This is a genomic window from Mixta sp. Marseille-Q2659 (assembly GCF_940807255.1).
Taxonomy (GTDB): Bacteria; Pseudomonadota; Gammaproteobacteria; order Enterobacterales; family Enterobacteriaceae; genus Mixta.
In genome coordinates, this window is record NZ_CALNWY010000040.1 from 1 (window position 1) to 26,379 (window position 26,379).

Sequence of the window (26,379 nt, forward strand, 5' to 3'; positions counted from 1 at the left end):
GGGCATCGCGCCATGACATCAGCCGCCACGGCTGGCGCTCGTGCAGTTTCGCGATCTCCGCCTTATCGGTCAGTTGCAGTACTTCCGCTTCGCGTCCCTGCCAGCTTTCCGGCGTCAGCGGATAAAAACTCTCGTAATAGGCGAAAGCGGGGCGGCCGGTTTTCGGATCGGCTTTTACGCTGATTTCGCCATTTTCCAGCACCGCCTCAAAGGTATCGCCAAGGAAAGGCAGCGTCAGGCGGCGCGTCCAGTCAATGTCAAAATGGCGCGCATAGCGGCTCTGTTCGCCATGCTCGATCACATCGCGCCACCAGGCGTTTTCCAGCGAAGCGGCCATATGGTTCGGCACGATGTCGAGAATTAAGCCCAGCCCGGCCTCTTTCAGCGCGTTTACCATGCGGTCAAAACCCGCGCGGCCGCCGATAACCGGATCGATGTCATTGGCGTCGGTGACGTCGTAGCCGTGTGTCGAGTCGGAGGTCGCGGTAAAGATCGGCGACGCATAAAGATGACTAATGCCGAGCCGCTTCAGATAGGGCACCAGGCCAGCGGCACGGTCAAAGGTCATGCCGTTGCGAAACTGAATTCGATAGGTAGCGGTCGGGATCTTCACTGCTTATCTCCTGAAGCGAGGCGAACAATAATAGAATGCTGCGGCAACGTCTCTGCCGCCTGCGGCCAGGCAAAAATAGTCTCGCCGGGCATGGCGGGCAGCGGCTGGGCGTCGGCGCCGATATTCAGCGCCAGCGACAGCGTGCCACCCGGGAACGTCCAGCTCACGGCGACGAAACCCTCCGCCGTCTGCAGCACCTTGCCCGCGTTACCGCCCGCGGTCGCCAGTAGCGGCACAATGTGTTGCTGGCGCAGCGCCAACAGCTCGCGGGTCAGCGCCAGCCAGGCTTTTCCTGCCTCGCTTTCCCGTTTCTGCCAGTCCAGTTTCGACATATCGAAGGTGGATTTGGCGTTGGGATCGGGCACGCTTTCACCTTCATGACCGGCGTGGCCCTGGAATTCTCTGGCGCGGCCTTCGCGCACCGCTTTGGCGAGGTCGCCATGAAAATCGGTGAAGAACAGGAAAGGGTTGGTTTCGCCATACTCTTCACCCATAAACAGCAGCGGAATATGCGGCGAAAGCAGCAGCGTCGCCAACAGCACTTTGGTGCGATCCTCTCCGGCCAGCGTGATCAGTCGATCGCCCTGCGCGCGGTTGCCTACCTGATCGTGGTTCTGAATAAAGTCCACAAAGGCGACCGGCGGCTGCTCGGTGCTTTTTACACCGCGCGGCTCGCCCGACTGCGACGATACTTCACCCTGGTAAGCAAAGCCTTCCGCCAGTACTCTGGCGACCAGCTTTTCCGGCTCACGGGCAAAGTCCTGGTAATAGGCGTGCGTTTCGCCGGTGGCGAAGACATGAACGGCATTATGGAAATCGTCGTTCCACTCGCCGGTAAACAGCGGTACGGAACCATCCTTGTTACGCGGATGCAGGAAAATCACATTGCGGCTGTCTTCGGTAGTGAGATGAACAGGGCGGTCGGGGATTTCAGCCCGAATGCGCTCGGCAATTTCAATCAGCGCATATTTCTCAGAGGTATCTTCGATCTGGTCGATAGCGTCGAAGCGCAGCCCGTCCAGATTAAACTCCTGGAGCCAGTAGAGCGGCGCCTCCACGATATAGCGGCGGGCGGCCTCGACGTCGTAAGCGATACCGGCACCCCAGGGGGTCATTCTTTCTTTATGGAAAAAGTCCGGCGCCAGCAGCGGCAGATAGTTGCCTTCCGGCCCGAAGTGGTTCAGCACAATATCCAGCACCACCGACAGGCCGTGCTGGTGGGCGGCATCGATGAAAGCCTTAAAATCGTCCGGCGTGCCGTAGGCGGAATGCGGCGCGTAAAGCAGTACGCCGTCGTAGCCCCAGCCGCGGTTACCGCCGAACTGCGAAACGGGCAGCACTTCAAGCATGGTAATGCCGAGTTCGGCCAGCACAGGCAGCTTTTCAATGGCGGCGCGGAAAGTGCCTTCCGGCGTAAAGGTGCCGATGTGCATCTCATAGACCACCGTTTCTTCCCACGGACGGCCTTGCCAGCCGGTGTTTTGCCACTGATATCCGGCAGGATCGATCACCAGCGAAGGGCCGTTGACATCCGCTTTTTGCGCGCGCGCGGCGGGATCGGGCACCACCATGCCGTCGGCCAGCACAAAATTATATTCCGTACCCGGCGCAACGCCAGCGGTCTGCAGTTCGAACCAGCCTTCATCGCTCTGGCTCATGAGGCGATCTTCACCGGCAATACGCAGCGTGACGCTCTGCTGGCCGGGCGCCCAAAGACGAAAACGAACGGTATCGGCGGCCACATATTCGGCCCCCCAACTTTTACGAAATGATCTGGATTCCATTCAATTTCCTCGCTTAACGCAGAATTGAGCAATGGACGATATAGGTGTTTTTGTCATGCGCGTAAGCCAGTCAGCATAAAGGGGATGCCGTGACGGATTGGCCCCGGTCAGAGCGGTCTGTCGTCGGGTAAATAGCGTGAAAAGATGAGCGACTGGCCTGGCCACAGGCGGCATACACAAAACAATCATAGACCATGCTGCGGGAGTTGAAGGGCGGCGTGAGCGTAGCTGCAAAGATTGTTACGGTACGGGTAAAATAAAGTGACGGCGGCGGGTTTCAGGCGCGGCAGCGCGCCTTCTCAGGATATATGGATAGATTCTGAATGTGGTTATTCGCTCTGATAACGCAACGCTTCGATCAGGCGGGCAAAGGCGGCGGTATGTTGTTTGCGGCTGGGGTAATAGAGGTAATAGCCGGGAAAAGGGGCGCACCAGCTCTCCAGCACCTTTTCCAGCTTGCCTGCCGCAACCGCGTCTTCCACGCAATCTTCCGGCACGTAGACCAGGCCCATCCCGCTGATGGCGGCATCGATGCGTGACGGCAGGCTGTTAAGGATCAACTGGCCCTCCACTTTTACCCTGATCTCCCGACCGTTTTGTGAGAATTCCCAGGCGTACAGTCCGCCCAGCGTCGGCAGGCGCAGATTAATGCAGTTATGCTGTTGCAATTCATGTGGCGTCTGCGGCCTGCCGTGCGCGGCAAAATAGGCGGTGCGCCGACCACCACCATGCGCCAGTCCGGGCCAATGCGCACCGCCACCATATCTTTTGCCACCTGTTCGCCCAGGCGCACGCCCGCATCGAACCGGCCAGCGACGATATCTGTCAGGGTGTTATCAAGGGTGATGTCGACGCGAACGTCGGGAAAGGCCTGCATAAATGGCTTCAGGCGCGGCCAGATTGCCGATTGCAGCGCGTGTTCTCCGGCGGTAATGCGAATATTTCCGGCTACGGCTTCGCGCATTTCCGTTAGCCGGATTAGCTCATTTTCAATCTCATCAAGCCGGGGACTGAGGCTGTTAATCAGCCGTTCGCCCGCTTCCGTGGGCGCAACGCTACGCGTGGTGCGCGTTAGCAGCCGCAGGCCGAGACGTTCCTCCAGGCCGCGAATAGCGTGACTGAGCGCCGACTGTGAGACGCCCAGCTGCGCTGCGGCGCGGGTAAAGCTTTTTTCGCGTGCCACCATAATCAGGTAGTAGAGTTCGTTGAAATTCTCTTTCAGCACAGGGCCTCCTGGATCCCGTTTTCGGTCCGCTGGCAATGGCTCGGTTACGCCGGATGCGGCCTCTTCCGCCAGCGCCATCTTATGACGGTGCAGTTTCCGCTACCTTTACGCCTCGCGCAAATAACAAAGGCCCGCATTAGCGGGCCTTCTGCCAGTAATCGCGTATCGGTGGGCGTTTATTCTGGCGGACATGAGCGTCATTCTACCGGATGACGACATATCTGAACGGTCGTTGTGCCGCGCACTCAGGCGGACATCACATTTTCCAGCGCTTTATCCCAGCAGGAGTAGAGGTGCGCCGTTCGCTCACTGACCATTACCGAGTTCAGCGGACGGCTTGCCTGCTGTTTATAGCTCGCGGTCGTGACAGGCAACACCTCAACCGAGCGCAGCGCCGGGTAGTAGCCGCTAAACAGGCTGAAAATCGTCTGCGCGAACTCGTACCAGCTGACCGCCTTATCGCCGCAATAGTGATAGATACCGGCTGCGTGTACATCGCGGGCCAATGCGATCATCGCCTGCGCCAGATCCCCTGCGTAAGTCGGACAGCCGCGCTGATCGTTAACCACGCGCAGAGTTTGCTGGGTTTGCGCCAGGCGCAGCATGGTTTTGACAAAGTTATTGCCATATTCGCTAAATACCCAGGAGGTGCGGATAATAATGGCGCGCGGCAGCATCGCCTGCACACGTTTTTCGCCTTCCCATTTGCTTAAGCCGTAAAAGTTAACCGGGCAGGGCGCATCGCTTTCGATGTAGGGCGTCGGCTTACTGCCGTCAAAGACATAATCGGTAGAGATATGGATCAGTTGCGCGCCCACTTCGCGCGCGGCACGCGCCAGGTTTTCCGGGCCGATGGCATTAATTTTCATCGCGCGGATGCGGTCAGTTTCCGCTTTGTCCACCGCGGTGTAAGCGGCGGCATTCATAATCACCTGAGGGCGAAACCGGCGTACAATACGCTCGACGGCCGCCCGGTTGGTAATATCCAGTTCGGCTGACCCGCAGGCGAGCAGAACCCAGTCGGCAGGAAAGCGATCCAGCAGGCTGCGGCCCAGCTGGCCGTAAGCGCCGGTTAACAGTACGCGCATGGCAACAACTCCGTAAGGGGTAAACCTTTTTTATCTTTTTCCGATAGCAGCGGCGCTTTCACCGGCCAGTCAATATTAATGCTTGAGTCGTTCCATAACAGGCAGGCTTCATCCTGCGGGTTATAGTAATCGGTACACTTATATTCAAAATCCGCTATCTCAGACAGCACCACGAAACCGTGCGCCAGTCCGGGCGGGATCCAGAGCTGCGTCTTGTTCTCTTCCGAAAGAATGACGCCTTCCCACTGGCCGAAGGTAGGGGAGCCGGGGCGAATATCAACTGCCACATCAAACACTTCGCCGCGCACCACGCGCACCAACTTGCCCTGCGGCTGCGTTTTTTGAAAATGCAGGCCGCGCAGCACGTTTTTGCCGGATCGGGAGTAGTTGTCCTGCACAAAGTCCAGCTCAATATCCAGCAGTTGCTGATAGCGACGTTTTTCAAAGGTTTCCAGAAAGAAGCCGCGCGCATCGCCATATACGGCGGGCTGAATAATTTTTACATCGTTAATACGCGTAGGGATGACCTTCATGCTTCCACCAGTAGCTGATGCAGATAGGCGCCGTACTGGGTTTTGTTGAGATAGTCGGCCCGCTCGCGCAGCTGTTCGGCGCTGAGCCAGCCTTTACGCCAGGCGATCTCTTCCAGACAGGCCACTTTGAAACCCTGACGTTTTTCAATGGTGTGAATAAAATGCGAAGCTTCCAGCAGGCTGTCGTGCGTGCCGGTATCAAGCCAGGCGAAACCGCGTCCCAGCACTTCGACCGTCAACAGGCCATCTTCCAGATACATCTGGTTGAGCGTGGTGATTTCCAGCTCGCCACGCGCAGAAGGTTTGATCTGCTTCGCCATGGCGCACACCTGCTGGTCATAAAAGTAGAGGCCGGTCACTGCATAGTTGGATTTCGGCTGTGCCGGTTTTTCTTCCAGCGAGATAGCCTGAAACTGCTTATTAAACTCCACCACGCCAAAGCGTTCCGGGTCCATGACCTGATAGCCGAAAACTGTGGCACCGCTGCGGCGGATGCTGACCTCTTCCAGCTTTTTAGCAAAGCTCTGTCCGAAGAAAATATTATCGCCCAGCACTAACGCGCAGCCTTCGCCGGCCAGAAAGGTTTCGCCGATAATAAACGCCTGCGCCAGTCCTTCCGGCTTCGGCTGGACGGCAAACTGCAACTGGATACCGAAACGGCTGCCGTCGCCCAGCAGCCGCTGGAAAGCGGGTAAATCTTCCGGCGTGGTGATGACCAGGATCTCTTTAATGCCCGCCAGCATCAATACGGAAAGCGGGTAATAGATCATCGGCTTGTCATACACCGGCAGCAGCTGTTTAGACACGCCGCAGGTGACCGGATGGAGCCGGGAGCCGGTGCCGCCAGCGAGTACGATACCTTTCATACAGAGTCTCGATATAACAAGATGCAGGGAATCCTCCCCAGGAATGTGATTAAGGTTACGCCTCTGATCCGATGAGTAATGGCGCAAATAAAGAGGCAAAGCTGGGGCATTACTGCGGATAACAAGCGAACGGGAGAGATTTTTCGCTGCGGTTACAGAAAAGCATCAGGCTGCCGATAACAATTGCAAACCAGCGCCTTACGCCGGTTATTCCCTTTTGCTTTTTTTGTGGAGTGTTTATGCGCTTCAATTATGACTTGTTACCTGGCGAACTGTTGACCTTTGAAGAGATCGGTCGGCGCTATGGGCTGAAATATCCGGCGGAAAAGGCGCTGACCTTGCGCGGCTTGCTGAGTCCTTCAACCAGCCCGCGCCAGCTGGTGATTCGAGCGGTTTTCGCCCATCAGGCGGAAAACAGCCCGCTGGAAGATCTGCTTTTTGTTTCCGACGATAACGAGCGCAAAAACTATTTGCGTCGTTTCGAACACTATATGCAGCACGGCCAGCGCTTTCTTTATTTACGACGCAACGATGCGGCCAAAGCGCTGTGGAAAGTGATGGGGGAAAGCCGGGTATATGCGATGCTCGACCCGCACGGCGCGGCGGCGCAAAATTTGCTGGCCAGCCGCGGCTATCGGCTGACGCTGATGCGGCAACAGGGCGAGGATGATTTCTGGCAACTGTTCGACGCCGCCGCCATGCCCTGCTTTAAAGAGGCGCGTACCCTGCAGTTTATTGTGGTGCTGGAAACGCCGCTGTTGCCTGCGCCCGCCGCCGTTATCGCCGGACAGCAGGTGGGACGGCGCGTCCGGGCCAGATTGCTGCAGCGCGCCAGCCAGGCGGAGTTCAGCGCGGCGGTCAGGGCGCGCTATGGTGGCTGCGTCATTACCGGCACCACGTTGCAGGACAATATCGCGGCGCCATGGGTGGAAGCCTGCCATATTGACGCGCGCGAAAATGAGGAAGGCTTGCTGGCGGATAACAGCGTCGATAACGGCCTGTTTTTACGCAGCGACCTGCAGCGGCTGTTTCTCAGCGGCCTGCTGTTTATCGACGGCGAGCGGGGAACGGTGCATTTTCGCCAGCTATTGTCGGTCGATGATGAGCTGCACGCCTTCTATCAGGAGATCGATGGCAAAGCCTGCGCGCTTTGGCAACAGGTGCCGGCCGCAACGCGCGAGCGTTTGAAGAAAACGGGGCATCCTGCTTAATTAAAGTGTGATCTTATCGGCATCGCGCCGGTAGTGGTCACACACATTTTCAAAATAACCCGCCTTTTTTATCCCTATTCCGCCAATCAATCGCCCTACAGAATCGGATAATCATGCCGATAACGTAACTAACGCAGGGTAGTCAAAGTGAACGATCTCTATACCGCCGATGGCGTGATGGACAAACATTCGCTGTGGCAGCGATATGTACCACTGGTTCGCCATGAGGCGTTACGCCTACAGGTACGGCGCCCGCAAGTGTTGAGCTGGACGATTTGCTGCAGGCCGGAGGTATTGGGCTGTTAAATGCCGTGGAGCGCTATGACGCGCTACAGGGCACCGCCTTTACCACTTACGCCGTACAGCGCATTCGTGGGGCGATGCTGGATGAGCTACGCAGCCGTGACTGGGCGCCGCGCAGCGTGCGGCGCAACGCACGTGAAGTGGCGTCGGCGATGCATCAGTGTGAACAGACGCTGGGGCGCGCCGCATCCGAGCAGGAAGTCGCTAAGCAGCTCAATGTCTCGCTGGAAGAGTATCGGCAGATTCTGCTCGATACCAATAATAGCCAGCTTTTCTCCTATGACGAGTATCGCGAAGAGCATGGCGATAGTGCGGAACTGGTGACGGAAGGGCATGAAGAGGCCAATCCGCTTCACCAGCTGATGGAAGGGAATCTGCGTGAACGTGTCATTGAAGCGATCGAGGCGCTGCCCGAACGCGAAAAAATGGTGCTGACACTGTATTACCAGGAAGAGCTGAATCTGAAAGAGATTGGCGCGGTGTTGGAGGTGGGGGAATCCCGCGTCAGCCAGCTGCACAGTCAGGCGATCAAACGCCTGCGCGCCCGGTTAACGGGAGCGCGCTGACGGCGTCAGCTCTCGCTTTCGAGACATATAACCGGGGGTCTCCTCAATGGGAACCAAACTAAAAACGAGGCCATTAAGCCGTTATCTTAAAGACTTCAAACACAGCCAAAGTAATTGTTCACACTGCGGAAAAGTACTCGACAGGATGGCGTTAGTTTTTCGCGGTCAGATCATCAATAAAGAAGCCATATCCCGGATGGACCAGCCGATCGACGATCAGGTCTGGCTTAAATTACAAAATGAACTGACCGCCCTGTGCCGGTTTTGCAGCGATATTTACTGCAATACCCACCCCAATTATTTTGACATTATGGCGTTCAAACAATATCTGTTTGAGCAGACCGAAATGAGTCACAGCACGATACGTGAGTATGTGGTTCGCCTGCGTCGTCTGGACGATATGCTGTCAGCGAAAAATTATCCGGCGGAGAAATTACGCGGTAATAGCTGGCACGAGTGCCTGGAAAAGGATTTGCCGGACGCTGGCAATAATAATTACCGTATCGCGCTGCGCAAATACGATCAGTTTTTAGGCTGGCAGCGTAATTAAGCCTGGGGCGCGGGTGAATTTTCATCCGTGCCGTGCTGTTTTTTGCAGCAGCCGGACGCGCCCGCGCCTTATCACACGAACTGTTCATAGATCCCTGTTAAAACTTCTGCAACACTGTAGCCATTAATCCGTGCTGGTGGAGGCTGCTTTGTCCCTGTCTAATCTGATCCAATTTCCTCGTCTTGAACTGGTTGGCGCGCCGACGCCGCTGGAACATCTGCCGCGTCTCTCTGACTACCTTGGCCGCGATATTTTTATCAAGCGTGATGACATTACGCCGCTGGCGCTCGGCGGCAATAAGCTACGCAAGCTGGAGTTTCTGGCGGCGGACGCGCTGCGCGAAGGTGCGGATGTGCTGGTGACCGCCGGCGCGATTCAGTCGAACCATGTGCGGCAAACCGCCGCGGTGGCGGCGAAGCTGGGACTGAAATGTTACGCGCTGCTGGAAAATCCCATTGGCACCCAGGCGGAAAACTATCTCGGCAACGGGAACCGTATGCTGCTCGATCTGATGGATTGCGAAGTCGAACTGGTGGATGCGCTGCACGCGCCCGCCCAGCAGCTGGAAGAGGTGCGCGTCCGACTGGAAGCACAGGGTTTTCGTCCTTATGTAGTGCCGGTCGGCGGTTCCAACGCGCTGGGTGCGCTGGGTTATGTGGAGTGCGCGCAGGAGATCGCGCATCAGAGCGAAGGCGTGGTGGATTTCGCGGCGGTGGTAGTCGCTTCCGGCAGCGCGGGTACTCATGCCGGACTCGCCGTCGGTCTGGAGGCGCTGTTGCCTGATACCGAACTGGTAGGCGTGACAGTGTCACGTAAGGTCGCCGATCAGCTGCCGCTGGTGATGCGCCTGCAGCAGGAGGTGGCCGGATTGCTGGCAACCCGCAGCCAGGCGGCAATCACGCTTTGGGATGATTACTTTGCGCCGCGCTACGGCACGCCAAGCGAAGAGGGTATGGAAGCGGTAAAGCTGCTGGCGCGGCTGGAAGGTATCTTTCTCGATCCGGTCTATACCGGCAAAGCGATGGCGGGATTAATCGACGGCATTAGCCAGCAACGCTTTCGGCGCGAAGGGCCACTGTTGTTTGTGCATACCGGCGGTTCACCGGCGTTATTTGCTTATTATCCTTCTGTTTAATCCTGAAAAATGAAAAAGGTTTATACCCGTCATCCTTCAGGCTGCATCTTTATTAGCTACCCTCTTTCACCCGACTCACTTACTTATGTAAGCTCATCGGGATTCAATCGGTTGCCGCCGTGATGCAGCTTGAATTATTTAGGGTATACAATCATTCTGTTTAATGATCTTTGCTTTTGGTAACAAAGCCGGGCTATTCGGCTTTGCATTTTTAACGAAAGCGTTTTACACACAATCCAACAATAAATGGGGTGAATATGGTTTTCTCTCAGGTACGTCGTCAGCTGGTGCTGGGCGTGATGGCAGTGGCGCTGGTTGCTGGCGTCAACGTAAAAACGTTCGCGGCGGAAAACCTGCTGAACAAGGTTAAGGAACGCGGCACGCTGCTGGTGGGTCTGGAAGGCACCTATCCGCCGTTCAGCTTCCAGGATGAAAGCGGCAAGCTGACCGGTTTTGAAGTGGAGTTCGCGCAGGCGCTGGCTGAACACCTGGGCGTAAAAGCGAGCCTGAAACCGACCAAATGGGACGGCATGCTGGCGTCGCTCGACTCCAAACGTATCGACGTGGTGATTAACCAGGTCACCATCTCCGACGAACGTAAGAAAAAATATGACTTCTCCGTGCCCTATACCGTTTCCGGCATCCAGGCGCTAACCCGTAAAGATAAAGAAAGCAGCATTAAGAGCCCGCAGGATCTGGCTAACAAGAAAGTGGGCGTCGGTCTCGGCACCAACTATGAGCAGTGGCTGCGTGAAAACGTGAAAGGCGTCGATATTCGTACCTATGATGACGATCCGACGAAATATCAGGATCTGCGCTCTGGTCGTCTGGATGCGATCCTGGTTGACCGTCTGGCCGCCCTTGATTTGGTGAAAAAGACCGGCAATACCATGGCGGTAGCGGGCCCGGCGTTCTCCCGTCAGGAAGCGGGCGTAGCGCTGCGTAAAGATAACGAAGATCTACTTAACGCCATTAACCAGGCGATTGGCGAGATGCAGAAAGATGGCTCGCTGAATAAGATTTCTCAAAAATGGTTTGGCGCGGACGTCACTAAATAATGCAGGAAAGTATCCAACTGGTGCTGGATTCAGCACCTTTTTTATTGAAGGGCGCGCTCTTTACGCTGCAGCTCAGCATCGGCGGGATGTTCTTCGGTCTGGTGTTGGGCTTTCTCCTGGCGCTGATGCGCCTCTCCTCCTTCTGGCCAATTAACTGGCTGGCGCGTTTTTATGTCTCGATCTTTCGCGGCACACCGCTGATTGCCCAGCTGTTTATGATCTATTACGGTCTGCCGCAGTTTGGCATTGAACTCGATCCGATCCCGTCGGCGATGATTGGCCTGTCGCTGAATACTGCGGCCTACGCTTCCGAGTCGCTGCGCGGCGCCATCGCCGCTATCGAACGCGGCCAGTGGGAAGCGGCGGCCAGTATTGGCATGACGCGCTGGCAAACGCTGCGCCGTGTGGTGCTGCCGCAGGCGGCGCGCACCGCGTTACCGCCGCTGGGCAACAGCTTTATCAGCCTGGTGAAAGATACCTCGTTGGCCGCCACCATTCAGGTGCCGGAGCTGTTCCGTCAGGCGCAGCTGATCACCTCACGTACGCTGGAGGTTTTCACGATGTATCTGGCGGCATCGCTCATTTACTGGGTGATGGCGACGCTGTTATCGGCGCTGCAAAACCGTCTGGAGGATTATGTTAACCGTCAGGATCGGGAGGCGAAATGAGCGCCATTGAAGTCAGTAAACTGGTAAAACAGTTCAATGGCCAGACGGTGCTGCACGGCATCGATCTGGAGGTCGCTTCCGGCGAAGTGGTGGCGATTATCGGGCCAAGCGGCTCCGGGAAAACCACGCTGCTACGCAGCATTAACCTGCTGGAGGTGCCCGACAGCGGCACCATTAAAGTGGGCGGCATTGAAATTAATGCGGCGCAGCCGGTCAGCAAACAGAAAGAGCGCGTGCGTCAACTGCGACAGCAGGTGGGCTTTGTGTTTCAGAGCTTTAATCTGTTTCCTCATCGCTCGGTGCTGGAAAATATTATTGAAGGGCCGGTCATCGTTAAGGGCGAACCGAAAGCGGAAGCCATTGTTCGCGCACGTGCGCTGCTGGAAAAAGTCGGGCTGCAGGGGAAAGAAGATAGCTATCCGCGTCGTCTTTCCGGCGGACAGCAGCAGCGCGTTGCCATTGCGCGTGCGCTGGCGATGCGCCCGGAAGTGATCCTGTTCGATGAGCCGACGTCGGCGCTCGATCCTGAACTGGTGGGTGAGGTGTTAAATACCATTCGCTCGCTGGCGCAGGAGAAGCGCACGATGGTCATCGTTACGCATGAAATGAGCTTTGCCCGTGACGTTGCCGACCGTGCTATTTTTATGGATCAGGGACGCATCGTGGAGCAGGGGCCGGCGAAGGAACTGTTTGCCAATCCGCAGCAGGCGCGTACTCGCCAGTTTCTGGAAAAATTCCTCAGCCAATAGCTGGCCCGTTTAACGCCAGGATACTCTTAAATATAGTGAGCCAACGGGCAGCCAGATTAACTGGCTGCCCGTTTTTTATCGCTTATTGTTAAGCGTGCTATGGCCTGCATCAGGGCCGGTTTTTTATTTTAGGATAAAAGCTACAGTGTTTTTATTCCCGCGACGCCAATAATCGAGGCTGGCTATTCTGCCTTTTTACTTCCGTCAACTTAGCGGGAAACACAGCAATGAACGATAAAAAAAGCGAAGAAATACAGTGGGTCAATACGCTGAAAGGCGGATGTATTCTGCTGGTGGTTCTTTATCATGTGGTATTGCCAGGCTTTGACGGCACTTTAAAATACCTGACGGCAGGGTGGTTGCCTGCCCATGTCTGGGTGGCGTTTAATACTATTCTGTCGCCGCTGCGGATGCCCGCCTTCTTTTTTGTTTCCGGGATGCTGGCGGCGCGCGCCATTAATGACAAGCCCTGGAAAAAAGTCTTTACCAGCCGCGTAACGAACCTTTTTTATCTCTATATTCTCTGGGGCGTTATTCAATGGCTTTCTATTTATGGTATTTCCTCAGAAATAACGCATCATCGTATTTCCAGCAATATTAATTCTTCCTATGCGGAATCGCCGCAGGAGTTCGTTTCATTAATGCTGCTGGCGATGAGCAGTTCCTGGTATCTTTATGCGCTGGGGCTGTTTTTCCTGTTTGCCAAACTATTCCGCCAGCAGCGCCTGCCGTTGGTGATTGCAGCGGTACTGTTAAATTATGCGGCTGTGGAAAAAATCATCCCTGGCTGGGGCCCGGAAAGCCTCTCGCAATACTTTATCTATTTCATCATGGGCGCGTTCTGGAGCGCGCAGGTGATAAAGCTGAGCGAATGGCGCAAAAGCAATCTGCTGCCGTGGCTGGGATTAGCGCTGCTGGCGGGCCTGCATCTGCTGCTGGGGCTACAGAAAAACCTGTTTCTCTGTACGCTGACTATTCTGGGATGTATTGCGCTGTGCCGTGCGCTGAATACCCATTTCCGTATGACCTGGATGAACTGGATCGGTAAAAACACGCTGCAAATTTACGTGCTGCATCGCATCTTTATTGAATACTTTGGGATGACAGCCATTCTGTTCGCGCTCGATCACCACCTGTTCAACTCGGCCATTTTCTCGGTGCTGTGGGCGATCGGTTTCCCGGTTGGAATGGTTGCGCTCTGTTCGCTCTGTTCAATTGCCGTGTGGAAACTGCTGAACAAGGGACTGGGCAAATCGCTGTTTATCTATCCGCGACTGCTGCGTATGAAGTTTGATGTGTAAGTCATCAAGGCTAAAAAAGCCGCCTGATCAGGCGGCTTTTTACTGGGCGAACGGCAGAGGCAGAGCGGGAATTTAGTGGTGGAGCTGCGCCAGTTCGTCTTCAGAAAGGCCGGTCATTTTCATGACTGTGCTGCAATCGATGCCGTTTTGCAGCATGGCGCGGGCGATTTTCAGCGTGGCTTCTCGTTCACCTTTTTCAATTCCCAGCTGGATGCCTTTTTCCATGCCTTTTTCCAGCCCTTTTTTCAGGCCGATTTGTTCAAGCTGTTGCGCAATGGTCATCAGTTTGTCCTCATATTGCGGCACCCGCTGTGCCAGTTGGCGTACAAAAGCCTCTGCGTTGGGCGTTTCGCCAGCCTGTACCAGGTAGTTTATCAGCGAAACCAGCTGCTGTCCTGTCATGGATTCAGACAGCAAAATAGCCGCCAGCCTGTCGAGTAATTCCGCTACGTCACGCTGGTGGATATGTTTTTGCAGCAGTGTCAGGGCTGCCATACTGCGATGATTCATAATGTCATCATCAGGAATTACGGTGATATCAACCAGCGGAAAATCTGAGCTGTAGAGGTTACGGGCCAAAGCGGGATCGGCAAATTCCTGTAGCCAGTTGGTTGAGTAAGGATAAGGGCTACGTTTACCGATATAAAACAGGATCGGGATAACCAGCGGCAGCTTTTTGTGTCCGGCATCCAGATGACGCTGCATCGCCGCTACTGCGTAGCGGAGAAGGCGGAAAGCCATATGCCGATCGGGCGTACTCTGATGCTCAATCAGCACATGAATATAACTGTCGCCCGTTGTGGTTTTCAGGCTATACAGGATGTCGCTAAAGTAGGGACGCAGGCTTTCCTCAACAAAGCTTCCCGATTCCAGCTTTAGCGTACTGAGATCGCAAAGGCCTAATAAGGCTGGCGGCAAATGAAGTTTCAAAAAATCACGCGCGGTATCGGGATGGGTCAAAAACTGTTTAAAAGTCGCATCATGAGGAGTTGGGGTGAGCTTGCTCCCGCTGCTCTCTTTGTTCGTCATGCTGTCTCTCCGTAGACGTACTGAAAAGACATTCTCTGACGAAAAGATAACCAGATCCAGCGTCTTAAACCTCGGTTCCCCTGAGAAAGCGAATAAATTTTTAAGCCTGCTGCGTCTGAGCAGAGAAAGTAAACCGGTGGACAGGCCAGGTAGCAGACCAGGTAAGCCAGCCACAGAGACAGGCGCGCAATTGATGTCGGGCGTGCAATTGTCACCATGCACCCGAGCGAAGCCCACATCGGCATAAAAAAGCCGCCTTCATGGAAGGCGGCCGGTTACGAACAGCAGCGGTACTGCTTTTACTGCGCCATGTTAGCCGATGGTCATCAGGCTGGCGTTACCGCCGGCGGCGGCCGTATTGACGCTGAGCGAACGTTCCAGCAGCAAACGTTCCAGCAGCAGATTAGTTTCGCCACGGGCAAAGCCCTGCACCGAAACAATGGCGCCAGCCCGCGCCGCTACTTTCTCACACAGCAGGCGCAGCTGGTCGGCATCGCCGTGATAGATAACCGCATCATAATGCTCATCCTGCGCCAGCGGATCCTGAGCGAAATCGATGCGCGCGCGAACTTTTTCCGGCAGCGACTGCGCCAGCTTGCGGTGCAGCTCATCGTCCTGCCACAGGGCACGGCTGCCGACGCTGGTCACCGCCGCCAGCTGCACCAGCGCATCCTGCTCATTGTCCGCCAGGCAAAGCACGCGCTCGCGCGGCAGCAGGATATAGGTGTTGCGTTCGCCAGTCGGGCCTGGCAACAGGCGAATGGTGCCGCCCTGCGCCAGTTTTTCATAACGCGCGCAGACCTCAGCCAGCTGCGGCTGCGTTTTGGCCCAGTCGCTTAAAGCCTGATGCGCTTCGATCAGGGAAGGGCGCAAAGTTGCGTCAAGCGGGCGCTCGGCATCGTGACGATCGAGCGTAACCTGCAGCGCATCATCCGGCCGGTGCGACAGCAGACGGTAGAGATAGAGCGGGCCGCCCGCTTTCGGGCCGGTGCCGGATAAGCCTTCGCCGCCGAACGGTTGGACGCCAACCACCGCGCCGACCATATTGCGGTTAACGTACAGGTTACCGACTTTGGCGCGCTGGGTAACCTGGCCGATAGTTTCATCGATACGCGTATGAACGCCCAGCGTCAGGCCATAGCCGGAAGCATTGATCTGCTCAATCAGCTGCGGCAGTGAACTGCGCGTATAGCGCACCACGTGCAGCACCGGACCGAAGATCTCTTTGTCCAGTTCGTCGATGCTGTTCAGCTCAATCAGCGTCGGCTTAACGAAGGTTCCCAGCGTCCACTCTTTACTGTCCTGCAGATTCTCCTGCACCGCCTGGTAAACCGTCAGACCTTTGGCGCGCATCGCCTGAATATGACGCTCGATATTCTCTTTCGCTTCGGCATCAATCACCGGACCGATATCAGTAGAGAGACGTTCCGGGTTGCCCATCCGACACTCCGCCATCGCGCCGCGCAGCATTTTCAGCGTATGTTCAGCGGCATCTTCCTGCACGCAAAGCAGACGCAGCGCCGAACAACGCTGACCGGCACTGTCGAAAGCCGAGGAGACAATGTCCAGCACCACCTGCTCGGTAAGCGCGGAGGAATCAACAATCATGGCGTTCATGCCACCGGTTTCCGCAATCAGCGGCGTTGGGCGGCCCTGCGGATCGAGACGTCCGGCCAGATTGCGTTGCAATAATGTGGCGACGGCGGTCGAGCCGGTAAACATAACGCCACGCACGCGCTCATCGCCGGTCAGCTGGGCACCGACGGTCTCGCCGAGGCCCGGCAGCAGCTGAATGACGCCAACCGGTACGCCCGCTTCCAGCAGGATGCGTACCGCCTGGGCGGCGATTAACGGCGTCTGCTCGGCCGGCTTCGCCAGTACACTGTTGCCAGCGGCCAGCGCGGCAGCGATTTGACCGGTAAAGATCGCCAACGGGAAGTTCCACGGGCTGATACAAACCACCGGGCCCAGCGGGCGATGGGTTTCATTATCGAAATCGCTATGCACCAGGCCCGCATAGTAATAGAGGAAATCGACCGCTTCGCGCACTTCAGCGATCGCGTTACTAAAGGTTTTGCCTGCCTCGCGCACCAGGATGCCGATCAGCTGCTGCATCTGGCCTTCCATCAGCTCGGCGGCGCGTTCCAGAATCGCGGCGCGCTCCTGAGGCGGCGTGGCGAACCAAATCGGCCCAGCGTTTACCGAGGCTTCCAGCGCCTGTGCCACTTCCTGCTCGCTGGCTTCGCGCACTTCGCCAACCCGATCGCTCGGATCGGCAGGGTTGAGTACCGGCTGGTATTCGCCCTGGCTCAGCTCGCCGTCAATCATCGGCTCGGCGCGCCACAGATGCGCGGCGCTGCTTAACAGCGCGCTGGAAAGCGAGGCGAGACGATGCTCGTTCGCCAGGTCCAGTCCGGCAGAGTTTGGACGCTTATCGCCATACAGATCGCGCGGCAACGGAATTTTAGGATGCGGCAGGCCAATGGCGCCTTCGGTCGCAGCCAGACGTTCAACCTGTTGCACCGGATCGGCCACCAGCTCATCCAGCGGCAGCGTGTTATCCGCAATGCGGTTAACAAAGGAGGTATTGGCGCCGTTTTCCAGCAGGCGACGCACCAGATAGGCCAGCAGGGTTTCATGGGTGCCGACCGGCGCATAAATGCGGCATGGACGGTTCAGCTTGCCGTCAGCGATCTTGCCAACCACCTGCTCATACAACGGCTCACCCATCCCGTGCAGACACTGAAACTCATACTGGCCGGGGTAGTAGTTATTGCCTGCCAGATGATAAATCGCCGCCAGGCTATGGGCGTTATGGGTAGCAAACTGCGGATAAATCAGGTTTGGCACCGCCAGCAGCTTGCGCGCGCAGGCCAGATAAGAAATATCGGTATACACCTTACGTGTATACACCGGATAGCCTTCCAGACCTTCCATCTGGGCGCGCTTGATTTCGCTGTCCCAGTAAGCGCCTTTTACCAGACGGATCATCAGGCGACGACGGCTGCGCTGCGCCAGATCGATCAGGGAATCGATCACGAACGGACAGCGTTTTTGATAGGCCTGAATAACAAAGCCGATGCCGTTCCAGCCCTCCAGCTCCGGCTCAAAGCAGAGCTTCTCAAGCAGATCGAGCGACAGCTCCAGGCGGTCAGCCTCTTCGGCGTCGATATTGATGCCAATGTCGTAAGAACGTGCCAGCACGGTCAGCGACTTAAGAATAGGGTAAAGCTCATCCATCACGCGCTGGTACTGCGCGCGGCTGTAGCGCGGGTGCAGCGCGGAGAGCTTGATTGAAATGCCCGGACCTTCATAAATACCGCGACCGTTCGAGGCTTTGCCGATGGCATGGATCGCCTGCTGATAAGAGAGCAGATAAGCTTTCGCATCATTAGCGGTCAGCGCCGCCTCGCCCAGCATATCGTAAGAGTAACGGAAGCCTTTCTCTTCCAGCTTGCGCGCGTTAGCCAGCGCTTCGGCAATGGTTTCGCCGGTGACGAACTGCTCGCCCATCAGACGCATCGCCATATCCACGCCTTTACGGATTAACGGCTCGCCGCTTTTGCTGATAATGCGGTTCAGCGAACGGGAAAGGTTGGCCTCATTGTGGGTGGCCACCAGGCGACCGGTAAACAGCAGTCCCCAGGTCGCGGCATTAACAAACAGGGAAGGGCTACGCCCCAGGTGCGACTGCCAGTTGCCGTTACTGATTTTGTCGCGGATCAGCGCATCGCGCGTCGGCTTATCGGGAATACGCAGCAGCGCCTCTGCCAGACACATCAGCGCCACGCCTTCCTGTGAAGAGAGTGAAAACTCCTGCAGCAGGCTTTGCACCATGCCAGCGCGTCCGGTTGCCCCTTTTTGGTGCCTTAGTTTGTCGGCCAGTGTCCAGGCGAGCTGGTGAGTTTTCTCGGCCAACGGCGCGGGCAGGCGCGCCTGTTCCAGCATCATCGCAACGGTTTCAGGCTCAGGACGGCGCCAGGCAGAAGTAATCGCGGCGCGCGTGACTGTCTGCGGCAGGATCTGCTCGGCGAAATCAAGGAAAGGCTGATGTGGCTCTTCCGCCAGCGGTTCCTCCGCTTCGTTGGCCGCGGCCTGCAAGGGGAATTCTGTGGGCTGCGCGCCCTGTTCCAGCTGCTCCAGATAGTTAAAAATTGCCTGTTTAATCAGCCAGTGCGGCGTGCGATCGATTTGCTGTGCGGCCAGTTTAATCCGGTCGCGGGTGGCCTCATCCAGTTTGACACCCATGGTCGTTGTTCCCATGCCTTAAACGCTCCTCGAAACCTGATAAATCGTTGTAGGGCGCAATATCACTCATGTTGCAACTTTGTGCAACCGTGTTAATTGTGAGCCCGTTAACACTCTGCGCAAACGTCAATTTGTTAAATCAGCGAAAGCGGCATGGATATTGCTGCAAGTTTCTCGCCAGGTTTGCTGAGGCCCGTAATTTCTGAGTTTTGAGAGGTTGCGATAGCGGTACAACTACAAGGAGTGTGACCTGGTGCAACCTTCTTAACTTCTGCTAACGGGAGGTGGTGAATTCAGTGTAACGGGTGTGTTAAATGGATTGTGCGTGAATACGCTTTCCGGCAGGATAGCGCGCCACAGACTTAACGACGACAGAAAACCGCTACGTTCCGGCGGGAATACAGGGCAAATATCCCTCTGCTTAATACCGATAATAAATGGAGAACCTGATGACAGTAAGTACACCTATGTTGGTGACATTCATCATCTATATTCTTGGCATGGTGTTGATTGGCTTTATTGCCTGGCGCTCAACAAAAAATTTCGATGACTATATTCTTGGTGGTCGAAGCCTGGGAAGTTTAGTTACCGCGTTGTCGGCAGGCGCCTCGGATATGAGCGGCTGGTTGCTGATGGGGCTGCCGGGCGCAATTTTCCTGTCGGGCATTTCTGAAAGTTGGATCGCGATCGGCCTGACTATCGGCGCCTGGCTGAACTGGAAAATCGTTGCCGGACGTCTGCGTGTACAGACCGAACATCATAACAACGCGCTGACGCTGCCTGACTTTTTTACCAGCCGCTTTGAAGATCGCAGCAAGCTGCTGCGCGTCATCTCCGCTATCGTCATCCTGGTCTTTTTCACTATCTACTGCGCTTCAGGCATCGTGGCGGGCGCGCGCCTGTTTGAAAGTACCTTCGGCATGAGCTATGAAACCGCGCTGTGGGCCGGGGCCGCCGCAACCATTCTTTACACCTTTGTAGGGGGCTTCCTGGCGGTGAGCTGGACCGATACCGTTCAGGCAAGCCTGATGATCTTTGCTCTGATTCTGACACCCATTATCGTCATCACCGCCGTTGGCGGCTTAGACGACTCCCTGCGCGTTATCGAAGCGAAAAGCCTGGAAAACCTCGATATGCTGAAAGGGCTGAACTTTGTCGCAGTAATTTCGCTGTTGGGCTGGGGACTGGGCTATTTTGGCCAGCCACATATTCTGGCGCGCTTTATGGCTGCCGACTCTCATCGCTCTATCCGTACCGCCCGTCGTATCGGCATGGCGTGGATGATCCTCTGCCTGGGCGGCGCGGTAGCGGTAGGTTTCTTCGGCATCGCTTATTTCCAGAATCACCCGGAACATGCAGCGGGCGTTAGCGAAAATGGTGAGCGCATCTTTATTGAACTGGCGCGTCTCCTGTTTAACCCGTGGATTGCCGGTATCCTGCTTTCCGCGATTCTGGCGGCAGTAATGTCCACGCTGAGCTGCCAGCTGCTGGTCTGCTCCAGCGCCCTGACAGAAGATCTCTACAAAGGCTTCCTGCGCAAAAATGCCAGCCAGAAAGAACTGGTCTGGATTGGCCGCCTGATGGTACTGGTCGTTGCGCTGATTGCTATTGCGCTGGCAGCCAACCCGGACAACCGCGTGCTGGGCCTGGTCAGCTACGCCTGGGCCGGTTTCGGTGCCGCTTTCGGCCCGGTTGTCCTGTTCTCCGTCTGCTGGAAACGCACCACACGCAACGGCGCGCTGGCGGGCATGATTATCGGCGCATTAACGGTACTGGTTTGGAAACACTACGGCTGGCTGGATCTGTATGAAATCATCCCTGGCTTCCTGTTCGCCAGCATCGCTATCTACGTTGTCAGCCTGATGGGCCGCGCGCCTTCTGCTGAAGCGCAGGCGCGCTTCGAGGCGGCAGACGTGGAATACAACACGCACTAAATAAAATTCACAGTTTAAGGCCGGTAGCGATACCGGCCTTTTTTATATCCGCCACCGAGCAAACCCGTACAAAAGCACTTGAACAGGGCAGACCAGCACAGAAGCAAGAGAGCAGGGCAAACCAGCACAGAAGCAAGAGAGCAGGGCAAACCAGCACAAAAGTAAGAGAGCAGGTGGACCTCAGCGGAGTAAAGCTTCCGCGTCAGGGATGACGCGGCAGAGCCCCCATGGATGGGTTCATGGCGTCTTTACGGAGCGGTGGCCCACCTGCGAACGAGCCCCAGTCACCATAAACATGTTCCCCTGCGAACGAGCCCCAGTCACCATAAACACGTTCCCCTGCAAACGAGCCCCAGTCACCATAAACACGTTCCCTGCGAACGAGCCCCAGTCACCTTAAACACATTCCCCTGTGAACGAGCCTCAGTCACCATAAACACGTCCCCACGAACAAAAGCCAAACCAGCAAATAAGAAACAGCTGATCCAATCCAGGCGAAACGCGCTGTTTACCTGCAGAACCACAAATAATCACCACAGGTGACTTGTTTTTTTAACGGCGATAATGATAATCGGTATCGTTTAGATTTACGCTTCTTTACGTCGCTTTACGCGAACCCTTAATTTCGAGGATCCGGCATGTTCGTTCCATTTTTAATTATGCTGCGCGAAGGACTGGAAGCGGCGCTGATCGTCAGCCTGATCGCCAGCTACCTGAAACGTACTCAGCGCGCCCGATGGTTCGGCGCTATGTGGGCGGGCGTCTTTATCGCCGCCGCACTCTGCCTTGCGCTGGGCCTGTTCATCAACGCCACCACCGGCGAATTCCCACAAAAACAACAGGAACTGTTTGAAGGCATCGTCGCCGTTATTGCTGTCATCATCCTCACCTGGATGGTCTTCTGGATGCGCAACGTCTCACGCAACGTCAAAGCGCAACTGGAAGATGCCGTTGACCAGGCGCTGCAAAAAGGCAACAACAACGGCTGGGCCCTGATACTGATGGTCTTCCTCGCCGTAGCGCGCGAAGGTCTCGAATCCGTCTTCTTCCTGCTGGCCGCTTTCACTCAGGATGTCGGACTGGCACCGCCGGTGGGTGCCGTACTGGGGCTGATTACCGCTGCCGCCATTGGCGCGCTGATCTACTGGGGCGGCGTCAAACTTAACCTCGCCAAATTCTTCAAATGGACCAGCCTGTTTATCATCTTTGTTGCCGCGGGCCTTGCCGCTGGCGCTATTCGCGCCTTCCACGAAGCGGGCCTGTGGAACCACTACCAGAACATCGCCTTCGACCTTAGCAACGCGCTCTCCACGCACACCCTGTTTGGGACATTGCTGGAAAGCCTGCTGGGCTACCAGGAAACGCCAACCGTCAGCGAAGTTGCGGTCTGGCTTATCTACCTGATCCCGGCGCTGCTGCTGTTTTTTATGCCCGCGCGCGCCACCGTCGCCGCAACTCGTTCAGTTCGCTAACACGCATGGCGCGATCGCCGCGCCAGTTTATGACTTTAACAGGGACAACATCATGACCACTTTCTCTCGCCGCAAAGCCTTCCTGGCTTCTTTACTGGCGTTCTCCGCTGCATCCGGCGCGGCTGATGTGCCGCAGGTCACCGTCAGCGTAAACGACAAACAGTGCGAACCCATGGCGCTGACCGTTAACGCTGGTAAAACCCAATTTATTATTCATAACAACAGCCAGAAAGGGCTGGAATGGGAAATCCTTAAAGGCGTAATGGTGGTGGAAGAGCGCGAAAACATCGCGCCGGGCTTTACGCAAAAACTGACGGCTAACCTTGAGCCGGGCGAATATGAAATGACCTGTGGCCTGCTCAGCAATCCGAAAGGCAAACTGATCGTCAAAGCCACCGGCACAGAGCAGGGCGGCGGTAAACCGGCGGAGCTGCTGCAACTGAGCGGTGCCATTACCGACTATAAAACCTGGGTAGTCGGTGAAGTCGCGCAGCTGGTCAGCGGCACCAAAGCCTTTACCGACGCGGTAAAAGCGGGCGACGTTCAAAAAGCGCAGTCGCTCTACGCGCCGACGCGCCAGCATTATGAGCGTATCGAGCCGATCGCCGAACTCTTCTCCGACCTGGATGGCAGCATCGACGCGCGTGAAGATGACTACGAGAAAAAAGCGGAAGATCCGAAATTCACCGGTTTCCATCGTCTGGAAAAAGCGCTGTTTGGCGATCACAGCACCGCAGGCATGAACGACTACGCCGACCGTCTGTATAAAGACACGCTGGAATTGCAAAAACGCGTCAACGAACTCGCTTTCCCGCCGGGTAAAGTGGTTGGCGGCGCGGCCGATCTAATTGAAGAAGTGGCCGCCAGCAAAATTTCCGGCGAAGAAGATCGCTACAGCCGTACTGACCTCTGGGACTTCCAGGCTAACGTCGATGGCGCGCAGAAAATCGTTAACCTGCTGCGTCCACAGCTGGAAAAAGCCAATCCGCAACTGCTGAGCAAAATTGACGGCAATTTCAAAAAAGTAGATGCGGTGTTGAGCAAATACCGCACCCAGGACGGCTTCGCCTCCTATGAAAAGCTCACCATCACCGATCGTAATCGTATGAAAGGCCCGATTACCGCGCTGGCAGAAGATCTGGCGCTGCTGCGCGGAACGCTGGGACTGGATTAAGCAGGATGAAAAAAGTGACCGATGCGGCGATGCCTTCACGGCGTCGCCTGTTAAAAGGACTCGGTCTGTTGAGCGGCGCCGCCGTAGTTGGCGGCGGTTGTCCGGTCAGCGGGGCCGCACAACAGAGCTTCTCTCCTGGCGCGCTTTCGCCCAACGCGCGTCAGGAAAGCCAGCCGTTTTATGGACAGCATCAGGCTGGGATCACCACGCCGCAGCAGGCAGCCATGATGCTGGTGTCGTTTGACGTACTGGCCGGCGATAAAGACGACCTGGTCCGCCTGTTTAAGCTGCTTACCCAGCGTATCGCCTTTCTCACCAGCGGCGGTACGGCACCGCCAGTAACCAATCCGCAGCTGCCGCCGCTCGACTCCGGCATTCTTGGCGATCATATCTGGCCCGATAACCTGACCATAACCGTCTCGGTGGGTGAGACGCTGTTTGATGAACGCTACGGCCTGACGGCGCTGAAACCGGCGAAACTGCAAACCATGACGCGTTTTCCTAATGACGCGTTGGATGCCGACAGCTGCCACGGCGATCTGCTGCTGCAAATTTGCGCCAATACCCACGATACCGTGATTCACGCGCTGCGTGACATTATCAAACACACGCCCGACCTGCTGGCGATACGCTGGCGACGTGAAGGTTTTATCTCCGATCATGCGGCGCGCAGTAAAGGCAAAGAGACGCCGATTAATTTGCTGGGATTCAAAGACGGCACCGCAAATCCAGATACCGCCAACCCGGCGCTGATGGATGCTATCTTGTGGGTCACGCCGGAACAGAAAGAGCCCGCCTGGACCCTGGGCGGCAGCTATCAGGCGGTGCGCATTATCCAGTTTCGCGTCGAATTCTGGGATCGCACGCCGCTGGGCGAACAGCAAACGATCTTTGGCCGTGAAAAACTGAGCGGCGCGCCGTTAGGGATGCAACATGAGCGTGACGAGCCGGATTACACGCAAGATCCCGAAGGAAAGATCATTCCGCTTGATGCCCATATCCGTCTGGCTAACCCACGCACACCGGAAACGCAAAGTAGTCTGATGCTGCGTCGCGGTTACAGTTATTCAGCGGGCGTTACCCCTGCCGGACAGCTCGATATGGGACTGCTGTTTGTTTGCTACCAGCACGATTTAGAAAAAGGTTTTCTAACGGTACAAAAGCGGCTCAACGGGGAAGCGCTGGAGGAATATATTAAACCTGTGGGCGGCGGCTATTTCTTTGTGCTGCCGGGCGTGTTGAATAACCAGCAATATCTGGCTCAGTCATTACTGGAGTCCTGATTAACTTAGCGCTCCCGCCGCTTTATAAATGGCGGGAGTCTTTTTTTTGTACAGTCGTTATCTTCTTTTTCTTTTTTGTTCGGTTCTGAAATTTCTGAATTATCTCAGGGCTATTTTACTTTTTTAAATAACTGTAATTGCAAAGAAAATTCTGATGGGATTTTTATTTTTATCTGAGTTGATTATTTTTTATTCGCCCAGGTAAATTTACTGTTGCAAATTTATAAGAATCTGTTGCACTTTATACATCACGGTAGCCTGTTATGTTCAGCTTCCCCGATGGAGAATGCGAATGGAAAAGTCCTGTAATGGACAGCCCGTTAATTACACGCATCGCACTATTTTTTGCGAGAGAATTTCTTTCTCTCGGTTATTTTCTTCTTTTTTCAATCCTCTCGGCTTAACTCCCTTTTATGTTTTCCGGCGCAGGCCTGCGGCGTGCGCTCGTTCATTAACGGCTTGTAAGGCTCTGAAGGAAGCCACCCTCTAAAGCGTTCACGTAATCGCACCTGAGATATTCCGGTGCGGGAAATGAAACCAACTGTAAGGTGCCACTATGGGAAGACAGAAAGCAGTGATCAAAGCGCGTCGTGAAGCTCGTCGAGTGCTTCGTAGCGATTCACGCAGCCATCGGCAACGTGAAGAAGAATCGGTCACCTCGCTGGTGCAAATGGGTGGGCTGGATGCCATCGGTATGGCGTGTGATTCACGCGACCGCGCGCCGATTGAAGCGCGCAATGATGCTCAGGCGCACTATCTTAACGCCATAGAGACAAAGCAGCTGATCTTCGCCACCGGCGAAGCGGGCTGTGGTAAAACCTGGATCAGCGCTGCGAAAGCAGCAGAAGCCCTGATTCATAAGGATGTGGACAGGATTATCGTCACCCGACCGGTGTTGCAGGCGGACGAGGATCTGGGCTTTTTGCCCGGTGACATCTCGGAAAAATTCGCCCCCTATTTTCGCCCGGTCTACGACGTTCTGGTTAAACGTCTTGGCTCTTCCTTCATGCAATATTGCTTGCGCCCGGAGATCGGCAAGGTGGAAATTGCGCCCTTTGCCTATATGCGCGGACGCACCTTCGAAAACGCCGTGGTGATCCTTGATGAAGCGCAAAACGTCACCGCCGCACAGATGAAAATGTTTTTAACTCGCCTCGGTGAAAACGTAACGGTGATCGTTAACGGCGATATTACCCAGTGCGATTTGCCCGCAGGTGTGCCCTCAGGGCTGGCTGATGCGCTTAACCGTTTTGTCGAAGATGAGATGGTCGGCGTAGTGCGGTTTGGTAAGGATGATTGCGTGCGTTCCGCGCTCTGTCAGCGCGCATTGCACGCTTACGGTTGATTGAGTGAGTAGTCTGTAGCCAAAGCCCGAACGCAAGTTCGGGCTTTTTTACGCATACAAATTTTTATTGCATACAAAAAAGCCTGAACTTTCGCTCAGGCTTTCTCGTGGAATAATGGCGGTGAGGGGGGGATTGACTCGCCGCGCTCGCCCTACGGGCAGCCTGCGGCTGTCCAACCGGCTGCGCCGGTTGTCGAACCCCGGCGGGGCTTCTCATCCACCCCTCTCAGTGCGCTATGCATAC

General features: G+C 55.8%; 19 protein-coding genes, 1 other RNA gene and 2 pseudogenes. 13 read left to right on the forward strand and 9 right to left on the reverse strand.

What is annotated here, in order from left to right:
- The 6 genes and pseudogenes from P3C52_RS19040 to rfbA all read right to left on the reverse strand — a co-directional run.
- Nucleotides 1–568, reverse strand: a 568-nt coding sequence (locus P3C52_RS19040) for an alpha-amylase family glycosyl hydrolase (RefSeq protein WP_275556474.1), incomplete at its 3' end; no start/stop codon positions are given.
- Between the two features lie 41 nt (nucleotides 569–609).
- Nucleotides 610–2,397, reverse strand: a complete 1,788-nt coding sequence (treZ, locus tag P3C52_RS19045) for a malto-oligosyltrehalose trehalohydrolase (RefSeq protein WP_275556456.1) — start codon at nucleotides 2,395–2,397, stop codon at nucleotides 610–612.
- A 329-nt stretch (nucleotides 2,398–2,726) separates the two neighbouring features.
- Nucleotides 2,727–3,622: pseudogene (locus P3C52_RS19050) on the reverse strand (LysR family transcriptional regulator).
- 245 nt (nucleotides 3,623–3,867) lie between these two features.
- Nucleotides 3,868–4,710: a dTDP-4-dehydrorhamnose reductase gene (rfbD, locus tag P3C52_RS19055; RefSeq protein ID WP_275556457.1), complete on the reverse strand. Its 843-nt coding sequence runs from the start codon at nucleotides 4,708–4,710 to the stop codon at nucleotides 3,868–3,870.
- A complete protein-coding gene (gene rfbC / locus P3C52_RS19060; protein ID WP_275556458.1) occupies nucleotides 4,695–5,243 on the reverse strand; it encodes a dTDP-4-dehydrorhamnose 3,5-epimerase in 549 nt (182 codons plus the stop codon). The genes rfbD and rfbC overlap by 16 nt, the downstream gene beginning before the upstream one ends.
- Nucleotides 5,240–6,109, reverse strand: a complete 870-nt coding sequence (gene rfbA / locus P3C52_RS19065; RefSeq protein WP_275556459.1) for a glucose-1-phosphate thymidylyltransferase RfbA — start codon at nucleotides 6,107–6,109, stop codon at nucleotides 5,240–5,242. The genes rfbC and rfbA overlap by 4 nt, the downstream gene beginning before the upstream one ends.
- A gap of 239 nt (nucleotides 6,110–6,348) precedes the next feature.
- Between rfbA and P3C52_RS19070 the strand changes: the two genes are divergently transcribed.
- From P3C52_RS19070 to P3C52_RS19105, 8 genes and pseudogenes are all read left to right on the forward strand, one after another.
- Nucleotides 6,349–7,320 carry an HNH endonuclease signature motif containing protein gene (locus P3C52_RS19070; RefSeq protein ID WP_275556460.1) on the forward strand — a complete coding sequence of 324 codons (972 nt, stop codon included), beginning with the start codon at nucleotides 6,349–6,351 and terminating at the stop codon, nucleotides 7,318–7,320.
- A 147-nt stretch (nucleotides 7,321–7,467) separates the two neighbouring features.
- Nucleotides 7,468–8,189, forward strand: a pseudogene (locus tag P3C52_RS19075) (RNA polymerase sigma factor FliA).
- A gap of 46 nt (nucleotides 8,190–8,235) precedes the next feature.
- Complete coding sequence (fliZ, locus tag P3C52_RS19080; RefSeq protein WP_275556461.1) at nucleotides 8,236–8,739, forward strand: flagella biosynthesis regulatory protein FliZ; 504 nt, start codon at nucleotides 8,236–8,238, stop codon at nucleotides 8,737–8,739.
- A 148-nt stretch (nucleotides 8,740–8,887) separates the two neighbouring features.
- On the forward strand, nucleotides 8,888–9,874 hold the full coding sequence (locus P3C52_RS19085; protein WP_275556462.1) for a D-cysteine desulfhydrase: 987 nt from the start codon (nucleotides 8,888–8,890) through the stop codon (nucleotides 9,872–9,874).
- Nucleotides 9,875–10,131: 257 nt separating this feature from the next.
- The gene (tcyJ, locus tag P3C52_RS19090) at nucleotides 10,132–10,932 is read left to right on the forward strand and encodes a cystine ABC transporter substrate-binding protein (RefSeq protein ID WP_275556463.1); all 801 of its coding nucleotides are present in this window, start codon (nucleotides 10,132–10,134) and stop codon (nucleotides 10,930–10,932) included.
- The gene (gene tcyL, locus P3C52_RS19095) at nucleotides 10,932–11,600 is read left to right on the forward strand and encodes a cystine ABC transporter permease (RefSeq protein WP_275556464.1); all 669 of its coding nucleotides are present in this window, start codon (nucleotides 10,932–10,934) and stop codon (nucleotides 11,598–11,600) included. The genes tcyJ and tcyL overlap by 1 nt, the downstream gene beginning before the upstream one ends.
- A complete protein-coding gene (tcyN, locus tag P3C52_RS19100) occupies nucleotides 11,597–12,349 on the forward strand; it encodes an L-cystine ABC transporter ATP-binding protein TcyN (RefSeq protein WP_275556465.1) in 753 nt (250 codons plus the stop codon). The genes tcyL and tcyN overlap by 4 nt, the downstream gene beginning before the upstream one ends.
- Before the next feature lie 227 nt (nucleotides 12,350–12,576).
- Complete coding sequence (locus P3C52_RS19105; RefSeq protein ID WP_275556466.1) at nucleotides 12,577–13,650, forward strand: acyltransferase family protein; 1,074 nt, start codon at nucleotides 12,577–12,579, stop codon at nucleotides 13,648–13,650.
- 72 nt (nucleotides 13,651–13,722) lie between these two features.
- Here P3C52_RS19105 and P3C52_RS19110 read toward each other — a convergent pair whose 3' ends face one another.
- Complete coding sequence (locus P3C52_RS19110) at nucleotides 13,723–14,679, reverse strand: Rpn family recombination-promoting nuclease/putative transposase (protein WP_275556467.1); 957 nt, start codon at nucleotides 14,677–14,679, stop codon at nucleotides 13,723–13,725.
- Nucleotides 14,680–14,991: 312 nt separating this feature from the next.
- Entirely contained in the window at nucleotides 14,992–18,942 is a 3,951-nt protein-coding gene (putA, locus tag P3C52_RS19115; RefSeq protein WP_275556468.1) for a trifunctional transcriptional regulator/proline dehydrogenase/L-glutamate gamma-semialdehyde dehydrogenase, read from the reverse strand.
- Nucleotides 18,943–19,376: 434 nt separating this feature from the next.
- Between putA and putP the strand changes: the two genes are divergently transcribed.
- The 5 genes from putP (at nucleotide 19,377) to phoH (ending at nucleotide 26,135) form a co-directional block, all read left to right on the forward strand.
- Nucleotides 19,377–20,861: a sodium/proline symporter PutP gene (gene putP, locus P3C52_RS19120; RefSeq protein ID WP_275556469.1), complete on the forward strand. Its 1,485-nt coding sequence runs from the start codon at nucleotides 19,377–19,379 to the stop codon at nucleotides 20,859–20,861.
- 638 nt (nucleotides 20,862–21,499) lie between these two features.
- Complete coding sequence (gene efeU / locus P3C52_RS19125) at nucleotides 21,500–22,333, forward strand: iron uptake transporter permease EfeU (protein WP_275556470.1); 834 nt, start codon at nucleotides 21,500–21,502, stop codon at nucleotides 22,331–22,333.
- Nucleotides 22,334–22,385: 52 nt separating this feature from the next.
- Nucleotides 22,386–23,507, forward strand: coding sequence for an iron uptake system protein EfeO (gene efeO / locus P3C52_RS19130; RefSeq protein ID WP_275556471.1), 1,122 nt, complete (start codon nucleotides 22,386–22,388; stop codon nucleotides 23,505–23,507).
- A gap of 5 nt (nucleotides 23,508–23,512) precedes the next feature.
- A complete protein-coding gene (gene efeB / locus P3C52_RS19135; RefSeq protein ID WP_275556472.1) occupies nucleotides 23,513–24,790 on the forward strand; it encodes an iron uptake transporter deferrochelatase/peroxidase subunit in 1,278 nt (425 codons plus the stop codon).
- 556 nt (nucleotides 24,791–25,346) lie between these two features.
- Complete coding sequence (phoH, locus tag P3C52_RS19140) at nucleotides 25,347–26,135, forward strand: phosphate starvation-inducible protein PhoH (RefSeq protein WP_275556473.1); 789 nt, start codon at nucleotides 25,347–25,349, stop codon at nucleotides 26,133–26,135.
- A gap of 116 nt (nucleotides 26,136–26,251) precedes the next feature.
- On the opposite strand, the gene P3C52_RS19145 is transcribed toward phoH, so the two are convergent.
- Nucleotides 26,252–26,373, reverse strand: a non-coding RNA gene (locus P3C52_RS19145) — RtT sRNA.
- Nucleotides 26,374–26,379: the final 6 nt, after the last annotated feature.